Source organism: Chamaesiphon sp. GL140_3_metabinner_50 (assembly GCF_025361915.1).
Lineage (GTDB): Bacteria > Cyanobacteriota > Cyanobacteriia > Cyanobacteriales > Chamaesiphonaceae > Chamaesiphon.
Map to the genome: position 1 here is coordinate 1 of NZ_JANYJC010000263.1, position 14,022 is coordinate 14,022.

At 45.4% G+C, this 14,022-nt stretch carries 13 protein-coding genes and 1 pseudogene; 5 read left to right on the forward strand and 9 right to left on the reverse strand.

Features of this window, described 5'->3' with window-relative positions:
* A pseudogene (locus Q0R35_RS13005) lies at window positions 1-135 on the forward strand (acetylglutamate kinase); the annotation flags it as partial.
* 160 nt (window positions 136-295) lie between these two features.
* The gene (locus Q0R35_RS13010) at window positions 296-814 is read left to right on the forward strand and encodes a tetratricopeptide repeat protein (protein WP_295618763.1); all 519 of its coding nucleotides are present in this window, start codon (window positions 296-298) and stop codon (window positions 812-814) included.
* Between the two features lie 90 nt (window positions 815-904).
* On the opposite strand, the gene Q0R35_RS13015 is transcribed toward Q0R35_RS13010, so the two are convergent.
* The 4 genes from Q0R35_RS13015 to truB all read right to left on the reverse strand — a co-directional run bounded on the left by Q0R35_RS13015 (window position 905) and on the right by truB (window position 4,876).
* Window positions 905-1,357 carry a CAAD domain-containing protein gene (locus tag Q0R35_RS13015; RefSeq protein ID WP_295618767.1) on the reverse strand — a complete coding sequence of 151 codons (453 nt, stop codon included), beginning with the start codon at window positions 1,355-1,357 and terminating at the stop codon, window positions 905-907.
* 322 nt (window positions 1,358-1,679) lie between these two features.
* Window positions 1,680-2,552 carry a 6-carboxytetrahydropterin synthase gene (locus Q0R35_RS13020; RefSeq protein ID WP_295618770.1) on the reverse strand — a complete coding sequence of 291 codons (873 nt, stop codon included), beginning with the start codon at window positions 2,550-2,552 and terminating at the stop codon, window positions 1,680-1,682.
* 150 nt (window positions 2,553-2,702) lie between these two features.
* Window positions 2,703-3,743 carry a hypothetical protein gene (locus Q0R35_RS13025; protein ID WP_295618773.1) on the reverse strand — a complete coding sequence of 347 codons (1,041 nt, stop codon included), beginning with the start codon at window positions 3,741-3,743 and terminating at the stop codon, window positions 2,703-2,705.
* 227 nt (window positions 3,744-3,970) lie between these two features.
* Complete coding sequence (truB, locus tag Q0R35_RS13030) at window positions 3,971-4,876, reverse strand: tRNA pseudouridine(55) synthase TruB (RefSeq protein WP_295618776.1); 906 nt, start codon at window positions 4,874-4,876, stop codon at window positions 3,971-3,973.
* Between the two features lie 167 nt (window positions 4,877-5,043).
* On the opposite strand from truB, the gene Q0R35_RS13035 reads away from it, so the two are divergent.
* Window positions 5,044-5,964, forward strand: a complete 921-nt coding sequence (locus Q0R35_RS13035; RefSeq protein WP_295618779.1) for a carbohydrate ABC transporter permease — start codon at window positions 5,044-5,046, stop codon at window positions 5,962-5,964.
* A gap of 8 nt (window positions 5,965-5,972) precedes the next feature.
* Here the strand turns inward: Q0R35_RS13035 and Q0R35_RS13040 are convergent, their stop codons facing one another.
* Window positions 5,973-7,163, reverse strand: a complete 1,191-nt coding sequence (locus Q0R35_RS13040; RefSeq protein ID WP_366944887.1) for an MFS transporter — start codon at window positions 7,161-7,163, stop codon at window positions 5,973-5,975.
* Window positions 7,164-7,887: 724 nt separating this feature from the next.
* The gene (glmU, locus tag Q0R35_RS13045) at window positions 7,888-9,246 is read right to left on the reverse strand and encodes a bifunctional UDP-N-acetylglucosamine diphosphorylase/glucosamine-1-phosphate N-acetyltransferase GlmU (protein WP_295618785.1); all 1,359 of its coding nucleotides are present in this window, start codon (window positions 9,244-9,246) and stop codon (window positions 7,888-7,890) included.
* 348 nt (window positions 9,247-9,594) lie between these two features.
* Between glmU and Q0R35_RS13050 the strand changes: the two genes are divergently transcribed.
* Window positions 9,595-10,380: an MlaE family lipid ABC transporter permease subunit gene (locus tag Q0R35_RS13050; RefSeq protein WP_295618883.1), complete on the forward strand. Its 786-nt coding sequence runs from the start codon at window positions 9,595-9,597 to the stop codon at window positions 10,378-10,380.
* A 163-nt stretch (window positions 10,381-10,543) separates the two neighbouring features.
* On the opposite strand, the gene Q0R35_RS13055 is transcribed toward Q0R35_RS13050, so the two are convergent.
* Together Q0R35_RS13055 and Q0R35_RS13060 are read right to left on the reverse strand one after the other, a co-directional pair.
* Window positions 10,544-11,446, reverse strand: coding sequence for a fructosamine kinase family protein (locus tag Q0R35_RS13055; protein ID WP_295618788.1), 903 nt, complete (start codon window positions 11,444-11,446; stop codon window positions 10,544-10,546).
* A gap of 28 nt (window positions 11,447-11,474) precedes the next feature.
* A complete protein-coding gene (locus Q0R35_RS13060; RefSeq protein WP_295618791.1) occupies window positions 11,475-13,247 on the reverse strand; it encodes a hypothetical protein in 1,773 nt (590 codons plus the stop codon).
* A 69-nt stretch (window positions 13,248-13,316) separates the two neighbouring features.
* Here Q0R35_RS13060 and Q0R35_RS13065 point away from each other — a divergent pair, with 69 nt between their 5' ends.
* Window positions 13,317-13,451: a hypothetical protein gene (locus Q0R35_RS13065; RefSeq protein ID WP_295618794.1), complete on the forward strand. Its 135-nt coding sequence runs from the start codon at window positions 13,317-13,319 to the stop codon at window positions 13,449-13,451.
* On the opposite strand, the gene Q0R35_RS13070 is transcribed toward Q0R35_RS13065, so the two are convergent.
* Window positions 13,443-13,982, reverse strand: coding sequence for a chemotaxis protein CheW (locus Q0R35_RS13070; protein ID WP_295618798.1), 540 nt, complete (start codon window positions 13,980-13,982; stop codon window positions 13,443-13,445). The genes Q0R35_RS13065 and Q0R35_RS13070 overlap by 9 nt on opposite strands.
* Window positions 13,983-14,022 lie beyond the last annotated feature (40 nt).

Sequence of the window (14,022 nt, forward strand, 5' to 3'; positions counted from 1 at the left end):
TGCATTCGCTCTCTCGCTCAAGGTGTCAAAGCCGCTCACATTATCGATGGCAGACTATCTCACTCCCTGCTACTAGAAATTTTCACCGATAATGGTACGGGATCGATGATTGTTTCTTCGGGATCTGGGATTTAGTTGATAGTAGTTTAGTGGTTTAGTGGTTTAGCAATTGGTAATGTCAACCTCTGCCAGTCCCCCCGTCCCCCATCCCCCCGTCCCCCCGTCCCCCCGTTCCCCCGTTCCCCCGTCTCCCCGTCTCCCCGTCCCCCTATTCCCCTATTCCCCGTCCCACCCTGTGACTCCCGACGCTGATTATCAATCTGGACAAATTGCCTTCGAGCGGGGAGAATACCGCCAAGCTGTCAGCTATTTAGTGGCGGCGGTGGCTCAAGTGCAGCCGAATACCCGCATTGGGGGCGAGGTGCAGGTGTGGCTGGTGACAGCCTTTGAAGCCGCTGGACAAATCGCCGAAGCTAAAGCTCTATGTCAAAAACTTGCCAACCATCCCAATCTCGATACCCGTCAAGCCAGTAAACGGTTGCTGTATATCATGCAGGCTCCAGAATTGGCGCGGCGGGAAGAGTGGCTGACTCAAATTCCCGATCTATCACATTTGGAAGATGCTGAGGGTAATTCTGCAATTAATAATACCTCGATCGCACCACCATCGCTACCAAAACCCCGATCGTTAGAGGAAAGATACGCACCTGTAGATCTGAGCCAAGTCAATACTAAAGATAATGGGTTTGTCTGGCTGGCGTTGATATTGACGTTGATGATTTTGCTAGGGTTGTGGTGGCAGGTGCAGGGGTAAACATTTGGCAAGGATGAATTTTTACACCAAAAACCCACCGCGTCGCTGCGGTGGGTTCTCGATTGGCTAAAATTTATTCAACCACAGCAATTATGCATTGCCGTTTTTTTGACCCAGTACTTCTGATTTGAAACTATCGATTTCATCGGTCAGCTCCTTTCTAGTCGAAGCTTGGAGCAGATAACGATACACGAACCAACTGGTGTATCCAATGCCTACTAATTCAAAAGTAGGTGCGAGTAAAGGAATTTCGTTAATAGCAGACAGAATTGCTAAAGTTAGCTTAACGCCAACAATGATGCCAAAAAATAAGCCTAGAGTAATTACGGCACTCTTGTTATTTTTGTAAATTTGACCAAGATAAGCAGGTAGCTCGGCTAAAATATCGGTCGCTTGTTTGGCCCAGTCTGGTAAATCTGCGGCTGAGAGGTTTGGCGAAACGTTAGAGATAGAGCCGCCGCCAGTGTTTAATCCGAGCGGATTTGCGGGAATATCAACGGTGGTAGTTTCTAATGGTTGGGTCGATTCTAGTGTATCGCTCATATGTTATTAGTCCTTATTTCAAAATTGACAGGGCTAGGCAAATGGTATTCGACGTGCGCTGAAAATAGCGTTCTTAACAAATACTTGTGCCGATTCGATCGGGTTTAGTTACTCGATCTTAGTTTAAATTTGAGGTTAAACCCGATCTGAGAGTAACATAACTACATCAAAATCTGTCTGCTAGGTAGTTTACCAATCCTGTTCGTCCAAATTTTGACAGGCAATTTTGGTTTTATTTGCTCTAATTATAAACGACCATCATCAGAGATTCGATCGACCGATCGACCGAATCTCTGAAATTGCCATCGCTCTTCAGTAATCGTTAGACGCTAGCTAAGGCGACTGTCGCGAGTTGACGAGTTGCCAGATTGCTAAAATCTTGGCTCCAGAGCAGTTCGCAAGAATTGTTAGGGCTTTCGATTAGCTTGAGCTTGTGCAGTTGCGCGCCGAGTTCGCGAATCGGTCGTTCGATTTGATACCCGATATACACGGCGATATTTTCGGCGGTGGGGACTACCTTGGCAAAATGCGGGATATCTTTATTTAAGAAGGTATGATCTAAAGGCTCGACCGCATATTTATCGACTAGTTCGTGTAATTTAACCAAATCGACAATCATCCCCGTGCGATCGTCAATTTCGCCAGTAACGGTAACTTCGAGATGATAATTGTGTCCGTGTCCGTTTACTCGCGCACATTTGCCATAAATTTCACTATTTTGTTCGAGCGTGAGGCTATCGAGAGCCAGACGGTGAGCCGCGCTAAAATGAGTGCCGATTGTCAATGATGCTTCCATGTCTGTTCCTGTATATTCTGCAAATAGTTCGGGGTGTTCGTATAACTGAATGCGGACGAGTGGCAAATGTGGAGCTAGCTTTTGCCAAATTACCCTAGCAATATTTTCGGTGGTGGGGAGGGTTTGCTGAAATTCCGGCCACACATCATTGAGGAAACTATAATCTAGTTGTCCGGTAACTTCTTTTTTAATAACGTGTTTGACATCGGAGAGGTTTAGCACCATTCCATAGTCGTCGATATCGCCATAGAGCGAGATAAATAACTCATAATTGTGTCCGTGTCCGTGAGGTTGCGCGCATAAGCCAAATGCAGCCACGTTCTCGGCTTCGCTCAGTTCTGGCAACCAATACCGATGGCTAGCCGAAAACTGAGCGCGACGGTTAATAATACATTTCATAAAAATTTACATAACGCTATCTGTCTACTAGGATAATGCTTTTTAGGTGTTAGGTTTTAGGCTTTAGGTTTTAGGGAAGAAAGGGTAAAGGTTGAATTTACCTCTCCGTCCCCCAGTCTCCCAGTCCCCTCGTCTCCCCATCTCCTATCCCTATTCCCCCGTCATTACTCTTAGGCGGATGGCATTTTCGCCACTATCATCAAGGGGAACTTCGACAATTTCGCCAGAGAGACGTTCGACGCAGGCAATGAGCGATCGCAAGTTGGGCGTACTGGCACCTGTATCGACGTACAATCGATCGACGAGGCTGCCCAAGCGTTTCCAGGTTAAGTAAAATTTGGTCATCGTCTGCTCTAACTGTGCGGCTTGTTTGAGCACATCGGCGGCAACGGGGAGACATCCCACCCGCATGGCTTCTTCTAAGGCTGTGGCTAAATCGACTTTAGAATCATTAAGAACTTGCACCTGTGCGCCAGCATCGAGATATTTAGATAAACTCCGGGCATTGCTGGTGACGAGCTTGATATTATCTACGTCAGGGTTGGCGGCTATTTCGTCCCGGATGGCGTGTTGATGCGCTTCGGGTAGTTTCTCCATTTCTTTGACTAATGGGGCGATAAAACGCGGTGGTGTGGCTCCAGAGGCGGCTTGTTCTTTAACTTCATCAGGAATCAGATCGGAACTCATTGCCATCCATTCGTCGGAGAGTTGGCGGACTTCGCGACGGGTGATCCGATCTCCTCTTTCGGCGGCATCGGTAACTAGCTGTTGAACTTCTGGCGATGATTTGGCAGTTTCGACGAAAGCACGTTTGCTAAAATTCTTGAGTGTGGATGGAGATAATTCGCCATTCTCTAATAAAGTGTCGGCACTATTGGCAAGTTCGATCCAGGCGTAGGCTTGACTCTTACTCAATTCCCGATCTTTGAGCCAGTTGAGAAAACCCTCGCCGCGTCCATCTCCGCCTTTTTTTTCACGATCGCGAATCGCTCGTAAAATTCTACCGCGCCAGATCTCGGTTTGTAAATCGAAACTGTCGCAGACTATCCACGCATCATCGTACTGCTGTCGAAAATCAAAGTCTCCGACTGCTTCATCTTCAGGATCGGGCAAATCGAAGATGAGATCGGCATTTGCAGATAGAGCCGCTACAATTTCGAGATCCGTACTAGAGCCAACTGAAGCAACCATCGATCGTCCTCAAAGTAAATTAAAAATAGCGCGCGAAGACCGTAACGACTCTTGCAGATCTGAGTCGAAAATTTATCATAGCATTAACCCAAGTTACCACCCATAACCTCAGCGGTTAGAAACCGCTGCTTGTGATGCAAAGTCCGCCTACGCGGACTAAGATTTCAGTCCGCGTAGGCGGACTTTGCAGCATCAGCCACGACTTCAGTCGTTGGCATAATTAAGACTCACAGCAATACTGTCTGCGGGACTAATAACTGCGCTCCGTCGATCTCCCGGAATTCGCCAATTCCCAAGCACCGATGTTCGCCGATAACCTGAAAATAACCGCCTAGTTCGGCAGTTGGAAGAGTAAGATCTAGTTGCTCTGGGGTTAAGCGTTTGCCTTGACTCCAAAATTTAACTAGCTCGGCATCTGCCAGTGTAACTGTCGGTAGGTGCATTAGGGCTATATCGGGCGAAATCGGTTCAAATATACCTGCTTGTTGCTGTCGCTCTAGCTCTTCTAAAGTGATGCTATCTGCCAATTGCAGACCGCAACTCGCATTCCGTTCTAAAAATGCCAAAACGCCTCTAGTACCCAATTTAACGCCCAAATCGCGGGCGATCGAACGAATATATGTGCCGCCACCACAAGCAATTTGCACTTCAACTTCGGGGAAATCTCCTGGAGTCCAATTGAGGATCTCGATCGTATTGATGGTAACTTGGCGAGTGGGTACTTCGATTACTTCCCCGGCTCGTGCTAGCTTATACAATCTTTTGCCGTTAACTTGAATCGCGCTGTACATCGGCGGTGTTTGCACGATCTCGCCGATAAATGTCGCTAAGGCTGCCTCAATTTTTTCGATACTGATGTCAGTAACTGGTTCGGAGTAAATAATCTCGCCAGCAAGATCGTCGGTGGTGGTTTCGACTCCCAGCCGAATGACGGCGCGATATGCTTTCCCGGTTGGTAAGTATTGTAATAGACGAGTGGCTTTCCCGATCGCAATCGGCAATACACCCACTGCGGCGGGATCTAATGTGCCACCATGTCCGACTTTTTTTGTCTGCAAAATGCGACGCACTTTAGCAACGCAATCGTGAGAAGTCCAATCGGGTAGTTTCTGTAAGTTAATGAATCCGTCCACAAGGTTTAGGTATTAGGCTTTAGTTATTAGGCTTTAATGGTCGAATTTTAAGATTGACTCGATCGACCATTTGAGGATCTTGGGTTATTATTAAGCATAACTCGCTGGCACAGCCTCAGCTTTGCTGAATCGCTCTCAATGTATGAAAATTGGATGTTTAACTATCAATGATAAATATTGGCAAATCTAAATCTAGATCGGATCGGTATTGGTTGGAACGGTTTGGCAAACTAATCGATCGAGAGGATGTAGCAGCGGGAATATTTTTATTACCAGCCTTAATTATATTAGGTTTGTTTTTAGTTTTCCCAATTATCTATTTGGGCTATCTGAGCTTTACGGGGGGAAGTTTCACGCGATCGGGCGTACATTGGGTCGGTTTAAAAAATTATCTTCGATTGCTAGTCAGTCCAGATTTTTGGCAAGTTATTTTTAATACAATTTATTTTACAGTTGGGACGGTAATTCCTAGTACGATTATTCCGTTGGGGTTAGCAGTATTGCTTAATCGGAAGTTGCCCTTTACAGGTGTATTTAGAACGATTTATTTTATTCCTTCGATCGTTTCATTAGTGGCGGCTGGATTGGGCTTTAGATGGCTGTTTCAAACCGATGGGGCGATCGATAGTTTGCTCGGTAATTTTGGAGTTAATAAAATTGCCTGGTTGAGCGATTCGGTGTGGGCGATGCCTGTGGTTATTTTGGTTAGTGTTTGGAAACAAATCGGTTTTAATTTGGTCGTGTTTTTAGCTGGATTGCAAGCTATTCCTACAAATCGTTATGAGGCTGCTGAATTAGATGGAGCTAATGGTTGGCAGCAGTTTTGGTTTATTACCATACCGGGATTACGATCGACATTAATTTTCACGGCAATTACCACTACGATTTTTACGCTTAAAAGTTTCGAGCAAGTATATATTATTACTGGTGGCGGCCCGCTAAACTCTACTAATTTATTAGTCTATTATATCTACGATCGGGCTTTTTCAAGGTTTGATTTTGGCTATGCAGCAGCAGCAGCGATGGTGTTATTTGCATTTACTTCTGTGCTAGTCTATCTACAACTCCAAACCTGGAAACAAGATTAGTATATATTCTATAATTGTGTTGCTAGTTTCGGCGTGTATTTACGCCGCTGGCGGATCGCGAAAAATAGGACGATAAATGTAAAAGCACCTGCTATATATAGCGGGTAGCCATAGGTTTCTGGGTGTCGTTGGTCTACCATCAGTCCGGCAATAATTGGGCCGATACCGTTGGCAGCACTTAAATATGAAGCGTTCAATCCAGCCATTTTGCCCTGTTCTTCTGGGCTGGTATTGAGAGAGATTAATGTACTAATCATCGGCTGAACTAGCGAATTGAATAATGAAAAGATCGTAGCGATAATTAGGAAAAAATGAATGTCGGGTATAACTGGCATTAGGATGAAAGACAGACTTCTAAAAAATAAACCTATAAATAATATTTTTACTAAGCTCAGATATTTTGTCATAATCTTGACACCCTGAATTTGAACGACAACACCGATAACACCAATAGCAAAAAATAATAGTGTTAAAGATTTACTATCTTGATGTAAAACCTTTAAATAATATGGTTGAAAAGCAAATGTAAATAAAGTAAATGTGGTGCCAACGCAGAAATTAATAATAAATAAAATTCCTAGCTTTGGAAAAGTAAATCCACTAATTAAATCTCGCAATCCGAGATCGAAGATATTTGTTGGCGATACCGATCTTTCTGGTAATGTTTCAGGCAAGAAAAATATCGTGATAATTAAGGCGATCGCTGCAAATACCGACGATACTAAAAATGCCGTACCTAACGATCTTTGTTGAGCTACTAAACTCAAAACTGGCCCGATTACAAATCCTAAACCCAATGATGCGCCAAAGATGCCAAACCCTTTAGCTCGATTTGCTGGTGTCGTCACATCTGAAATTACGGCTTGAGCCACAGAGATATTGCCACCAGTAACGCCATCTAGAAATCTTGCGAAAAATAATACTGTGGCGTTCGGTGCCGTTCCTGCTAGAAAGTTGCCAATTACTGTACCTACTAAACTAATAATCAGTAACGGTCTTCTGCCAAATCGATCGGACAGTTTACCAATGATCGGTGTGGCAAAAAATTGAGCGATCGAAAATATTGCAAACAGAAAGCTAGTCTCAATATCACTCAGATTAAACTCCCGTCCGTATTGATAAATTGTGGGAATGAGAATCGTAAAACTCAGTGAGTTGATGACATTAATGAGCGCGATAATCCAGAAGCTGCGATTCATGAGGTTGGGGGTGAAGAATTTAAGGGAGGATCGCATCTACCGATCCGATCGAAATATACACACATACGTATTTACACGTAGACTCAGCCAAAATACATTTAAATAAATCCGGGGATCTTCGGATTAATATTGGATCGCTTTCGATTAAAATCGATTGTATTGAGTGGCACTTTCAGCAGTATTTAGCCTACAAATAATACTGTGAGCGATTTATATTCGGAAGCTCGGAACATCGATCTAAGTCTAAATTTAAATATAGCTACAAAGCGAAAGGATCGTGTAGAGTGGATCGCTGACTCGACCGACTGCAAACATTGTTTTACTCTCACCCCGATTTGTTGCCGATTTCTTTAGTACCCTATGTCACATCCCCGTCACCCGATATCTGCTTTCATTACTCCAATAGTTCGCGCGGCATTACCTACTGGTAAAGGGTTTGGCGGGTCGAACCTGCATGTGTTTCAATGCTCGAAATTATTAGTTCCGAGCATTGATGGTTCGGTAGTAAATGCACAGCATTCAGTATCTATTTACACTCAGCAATCGTCGCCATTAATCGTGAAAGTAGGTAAGATCTTAATACTTTCCTTGTGGTTATGGTGTGCGATCGGGGCTGATTTTTGTTTTAATAGCGTTCGGGCAATATCGACCTATAAGACTCAAGACGTTTGAACCCTAACCATTTTGGAGCGCGAGATCTACCAATGCCAACAAAACCGATCGACTAATCTTGATGCCATTTTGGTCGCCAACCGGGTTTAATAGTTTGATGCGATCGGGCGATTGCCAAACAATCATCAGGAATATCGCTGACGATTGTCGAACCTGCGGCGGTGGTAACTTGGGCACCGATATTTAATGGGGCGACTAACGTGTTATTGGAACCGATCCGGGTAAAATTACCAATAATAGTTTGATGCTTATTTTTACCATCATAATTGACAGTAATCGTGCCAGCACCGATATTCACCCGATCGCCGACCGTCGCATCGCCGATATAAGACAAGTGGGCGATATTGGTATTGTCGCCGATCGTACTCTTTTTCAGTTCGACAAAGTTACCCACCCGACAAGATTCACCGACACTTCCCTGTTGACGGATATGTGCGAATGGCCCGACATTAGCATTATTCCCGATCGAACTATCGACAACCACTGAATACATTAACGTCACATTCGTGCCGATCTGACTGTTTTCTACTAAACTATTCGGCCCGATCCGGCTGCCGCTACCGATGGTAGTATTACCGCGCAAATGAGTCTGAGGTTCGATAATTGCATCGACACCAATGCTCACAGTATCGTCGATCGTCACGCTATCTGGGTCGATCATCGTCACGCCAGCAGCCATCCAGTTATCTTTAATTCGGGCTTGTAAAATCTCATAAGCAGTAGCCAATTGTCGTCGATCGTTAATGCCTAGAATCTCGCGATCGTCAGCGACATCGTATACCATCACAGGTGACAGAAAATTGACCGCATCGGTGATGTAATATTCTTGCTGGCTGTTATTGCTTTGCAATTTAGGTAAAACTTCTTGGAGTTTTTGCCAATTAAAGCAATATATCCCTGCATTTACCCGCAGATTTTGACGTTGATTGTCAGTGCAATCGCGATCTTCGATAATTTCTTGGAGCAGATTGTTACTATCGCAGAATACCCGCCCGTAGCCCTGCGGGTTAGCAATTTGAGCTGTAAGTATCGTGGCAGCATTTTGATGCTGCTGGTGCGTCTGTAAGAGTGCTATGAGGGTTTCGGGACGCAGTAGTGGGACATCGCCATTCAATACCAATAAATCTCCCTGAAAGTCGGCTAAATGGGGTAGTAATTGCTGAACCGCATGTCCGGTACCCAATTGCTGCGTCTGCTCGACAAATTCTAAGTCAGGATAATCGACCATTGCTGCTTTAACTCGGTGGGCTTGATAGCCAACAATCGCTAATTGTCGTTCGGGTTGTAACGCTTGACAACCAATTAATACCCGCTCGACGAGCGATCGTCCTCCCAGTAAGTGTAATACTTTGGGTAAGTCCGATCTCATTCGCGTGCCTTTGCCCGCCGCTAGAATTGCTACTGCTACCATAAATATGACTACTACCGAAGGAAACTAAATACAGCCTCTCTTAAAATACCCTATTGCCCGAAGCATCGATGCAATCTGTGGCAAACTCTGTGCGAGTATTCCCACGATCTACAACTCTGACGATCGCGATTTTGCCCTTGATTAGCTGAGTATTCACCAGAGAATCGCGATCGATTGTTTGGGATACATCATGCTTCTCGTATAATCGTAGTACTCACATCTTGCACCAAATTGAAAAAGCAAGCAAAATTCAAGACATCAGATCGGCATTTTAACCTTTAGTCCGATCGTCAATGCCATTTGTCGCCGATCGTCAATGGTTGCAAGCTGTGAGATTACTAACGATCGATAACCAGAATTGATATGCCTTTGTGGTTTAGACGGTTCATTGCAGCAGTTTTATTAGGCGGACAAGCGATCGTGCATGTTCTGAGGGGAAAATTTAACTATCCTAATATTGTCGAGCAAATGGCTCTAGTTGGCCCCGAATCATTGCTAATTGCCCTGGTGACATCAACTACAATTGGGATGGTATTTACCATTCAAGTCGCGCGGGAATTTATTAATATTGGCGCGGGGCAAGTTGTGGGTGGGGTACTATCACTGGCACTCACTCGCGAACTCGCACCCGTACTCACTGCGGTAGTCTTAGCTGCTAGAGTAGGTTCGGCATTTGCCGCCGAAATCGGCACCATGAAAGTTAGCGAACAAATCGATGCTCTTTACATTCTCAAAACAGATCCGGTCGATTATTTGGTAATTCCCCGCATCATTGCTTGTTGTATTATGCTGCCATTACTGACTATTTTGTCGATCGTCAGCGGAATGCTGGGTGGGTTGCTAATTGCGACGACGATCTTTGGTTTGCCAGCACGAGTATTTTTAGATTCAGCACGGACTTTTTTAGATGGGTGGGATCTCTGTACCGCGCCAATTAAAGCAGTTTTCTTCGGGGCGTTGATTGCCATAATTGGGTGTAGTTGGGGCTTGACAACTACAGGCGGTGCCAAAGGTGTCGGACAATCGACAACCACTGCGGTGGTGACTTCTTTACTCGCGATTTTTGTCTCAAATTTTTTCCTATCTTGGGTGATGTTTCAAGGTGTGGGCAGTTCAGTTTCTAAATCATTGTAGCTAGGGAATAGAGGATCGGGGATAGGGAATATGGGATCGGGTAAAAGCTCTGGAACTGCGTTCTAGTGTTCTCTCTTCATATTCCCCTAATGGCTTCGCGTCAGCGTAGCTATTGCAAAGGCAGAAACCGTTGGAGATCTGCTATGGGTAAAATCACACTCCCCTATCCCCGATCTTCTATCCCCTCTACAAATCGATCGATCGTGCTGTTGGCTTGCGATCGATAGCTCCCACCGAATAAATTATAGTGATTGAGAATGTGATAGAGGTTATATAAATCCTTGCGCTGCGAGTACCCAGGATCTAATGGGTAAACCTGTGCGTATCCTTGGTAAAAATCGACTGGAAAGCCAGCAAACAACTCTGTTAATGCTAAATCTACTTCGCGGTCGCCCCAATGGATTGCTGGGTCGAATATGACGGGGATACCCGCAGTGGTAAAGCTGGCATTGCCACTCCACAAATCGCCATGTACTAATGATGGTTGTGGTTGACGATCTGCCAAAATTCGGGGAATTGCCTGAAGTAATTTCGCAGCATTGGGAAAAGAGCCACCTTTGGCTTGGGCGAGTTGCAATTGATAACCGATCCGGTGGTTGGTAAAAAAAGTCGCCCAATTGTTTTCCCAAGTGTTAATTTGGGGTGTAGAACCGATCGTATTACTAATCTGCCAGCCAAATTTTACCCGATCGACCGGGCGAAACCGATGCATTGCTGCCAAATTCCTGCCCATTTCCAGCCAATGTTGCGGAGTGGCGGCGGTTGTCAAATCTAGATATTCCAGCACGATATAACTATGTTTCCCCACGATTCCCCAGCAAATTGGGGCTGGGACTTTAATCGTTTGTGTCGCGGCTAATTCTGATAATCCAGCCGCTTCAGCTTCAAACATCGCAATTAGCGATGCCTGATTGAGTTTGAGTAAATACTCTTGGCGATCCGATCGACTGCGACCGCTAATTCGATACACTTGATTGATACAGCCACCACCGATCGACTGACGATCGACAATCTCAAATTGTTCGCCTGTAGCTTGGGTAATCTGCGCGCCAATTTCTGTCCACATCTGAGTAGTTCCTGTTGACTTTATTACCCTAGCCCCGTTGGCGGAGCCTCTCCTTTGGAGAATCTCGTAATTGCTCGATTAACTCCATCGCCTTGGCACTCCAAATTTGGAGATTACGCCCGAATCTTTGAGCTTTAGCCGGAATCTTATTGGTAAAGGTGCGGATTTTAGCTTTGGTAATATTAAATAACTCGCTTGTCTGTGTTTGCCACGTTTTTTCGCTTGTGACTGTGGCTGGTGCGGTTGTTGCTGTTGGTGCTGCTGGAATTACTGGTGGTGCTGGAGTGGGATTTGGTTGCGGTGATTTTACTGGTAGAGATGGTGCGGTCGGCTTATCTGCTAACTTAACCTGAGGTGGCACGATCTCGACTTTCGATGGCTCCCGATTGACTGTTGGTGACAGGATTGGGTTCGGAATAACTATTTCAATTGGCTCTGGATTAGCTGGCGGCGAATTTTTCGTCGGTTCGAGGGTAATCGGTTTGATTGGAGCGGGTTGTGCGACTATTGTTGGTACTGGAACGATAACAATCGGTGTGGCTGCTGGCGTTGGTAAAACGATCGGTAGCTTCTGGGGATTATCTACTCGGCTCGGCTGTTGAATTGGTGCTGAGACTGGATTGGGCGCAGTTTTGAGGATCGGTGCTGGTACTTCGATCGGAGTAGCATTAGGTAAGGTTTTTGCGATCGGTTCGGGCGTTAAAATTGGGCTAGGTTGAGGTTTAACTCCAGATGGTGCGATCGCAATCGGTGGTACTACTATCGGTGCTGGATTAGATCCTATATTTGGGGTTGGTTTAAGTTCGGGTGACGGTAGGATAACGATCGGGGTTGTTGTGGGCGTTGGGAGCGGCTTACTGACTGGTGTTGGGACGATCTCTGAAGCTGGTTCGATCGCTACATAATTAGGCTCTACTAGCGTTCGGGCTAAATCTGGACTGAGTTCGCCACCAATCAATTTAGCTAGTGCATCCCGATTTTGAGGATCGTAAGTAAAGATCGCCAAAGTATCGTTATAAACATTGGGGATCGGGTTGCCGAGATCGTCTACTAGCTCCAACCTCACCCAGTTTTTACCTTTTTTAAAACCTTGCAGATAGATCGGTGCCCATCGATCTAGGCTAAATTGTTGGTCGTTGACGGTGACTCGTACGCGCCAGTTTGCTTCACTTTGCTCGCTATCTCGATCGGGAATATTGGTTAAATAATAATCCAGCATAATTGGCTCGGCACTATAAGTCCCCGCCGGACGACTGTAAGTTAGTAAGGGTTGCTGGAGATCGGGCTGGTTTTCCGCAGTTTTGGTTAATACGTGAAATGTCACCAGATCGAATGCACCCTGATTTTTAAAACTTTCATGCCAAGGGCGCGATGCAAATACACGCAAAGTGTGGGTTCCAGCCGCTAAATTTTTAAAAACCAAGGGTTGACTCAAATCGTACACGCCTTGGTAAGTCTGTTTGTCGAGAATGACGTGTAAATGATTGCCCAATCCCAGTTCGGGCTGCTTGAATAGGGGTAAATCGCTGACCTTTAATTTAACAGTAACTCGATCGTCAGCCAGTATTTCATCGGGTTTAGGGCTGATAATCTGCACTTGGGGCTGATACTTATCCAGGCTGGGGGCTAGTTGTAAGATACTTGCGGGGGTGTTGACTTCGGCTAATGGCCCATCACGATTAACAATTGGTGTAGCACTAACCTGAGGCTCGATCGAGACATCCTTAGTAGTAGGTGGCAAGTTGTCGCAACTAGAAATCCCGATCGTCAGCATCAGTACCAGACACGATCCGATTAGCAATTGAGATATTTTCCACTTTAGATTCGCTCTTAACACCCGCACCTCTGCTGCCCAAGTTACTAGTTTGCAATGCCTATTTTACTAGGGTTGGCAAGTTTTTCACCGATTTCGGCTCGATCGACCGCCAACTTTTTTCAGATTCGATCGATTGCAACCATTCCTACTGGCTTTCTTAGAGCTAAAAACCCAGCAGACCTAGTTTAAATGACTGGTAATGCCGCTCGACTGTGCGAGTGGTCGATCGAGACCTAGAATGAGAATTTGGATAGGTTCTAACCCATTTTCTTGCGGAACGATCGCCATGTGGCTGACAAAACTAAGCTGATTGACTTCGCGATAAGCGAGTGGAATCGATCGAATGGTATCGGGAGCGATATCGAGCAAGACTGGTGCATCTTTGACGGGAAGACCGCACAGTTCGCCAGCCTGAGTATGAAAGAGAATCAGAAATTTAGAAGTATCTTGCTGGGGGTCGATCGTGGTAAATTTTTGACGTAAGTCTACAATTGTTAAGGTTCGATCGCCGAGATTCATCATGCCAATCCCGTCGCGGAGAATTGCTCGTTCGTTGGGATAAACGATCGCTCGATCGACTGCTGCTACTGGTAAAGCAAAGATATATTGCGAGATCGAGGTGTTCTCCATATTTGCCAGTGAGAACACGACCGTTCGCAGAGTGTCATCATCATCACTAACGCTAGATAGTCGTTTTGGTAAAAGAGATGGGGTTTGCATTCTAGGAAGTAAGGAGTAAGGAGTAAGGAGTAAGGAGTAA

What these genes read in the sequence shown, in the direction of transcription:
- Q0R35_RS13015 (WP_295618767.1), bottom strand. Translation starts at nt 1,357, where the DNA reads ATGAGCGATACACTAGAATCGACCCAACCATTAGAAACTACCACCGTT.
- Q0R35_RS13025 (WP_295618773.1), bottom strand. Translation starts at nt 3,743, where the DNA reads ATGGTTGCTTCAGTTGGCTCTAGTACGGATCTCGAAATTGTAGCGGCT.
- Q0R35_RS13035 (WP_295618779.1), top strand. Translation starts at nt 5,044, where the DNA reads ATGATAAATATTGGCAAATCTAAATCTAGATCGGATCGGTATTGGTTG.
- Q0R35_RS13070 (WP_295618798.1), bottom strand. Translation starts at nt 13,982, where the DNA reads ATGCAAACCCCATCTCTTTTACCAAAACGACTATCTAGCGTTAGTGAT.
- Q0R35_RS13020 (WP_295618770.1), bottom strand. Translation starts at nt 2,552, where the DNA reads ATGAAATGTATTATTAACCGTCGCGCTCAGTTTTCGGCTAGCCATCGG.
- Q0R35_RS13040 (WP_366944887.1), bottom strand. Translation starts at nt 7,163, where the DNA reads ATGAATCGCAGCTTCTGGATTATCGCGCTCATTAATGTCATCAACTCA.
- Q0R35_RS13065 (WP_295618794.1), top strand. Translation starts at nt 13,317, where the DNA reads ATGCCTATTTTACTAGGGTTGGCAAGTTTTTCACCGATTTCGGCTCGA.
- Q0R35_RS13055 (WP_295618788.1), bottom strand. Translation starts at nt 11,446, where the DNA reads ATGTGGACAGAAATTGGCGCGCAGATTACCCAAGCTACAGGCGAACAA.
- glmU (WP_295618785.1), bottom strand. Translation starts at nt 9,246, where the DNA reads ATGGTAGCAGTAGCAATTCTAGCGGCGGGCAAAGGCACGCGAATGAGA.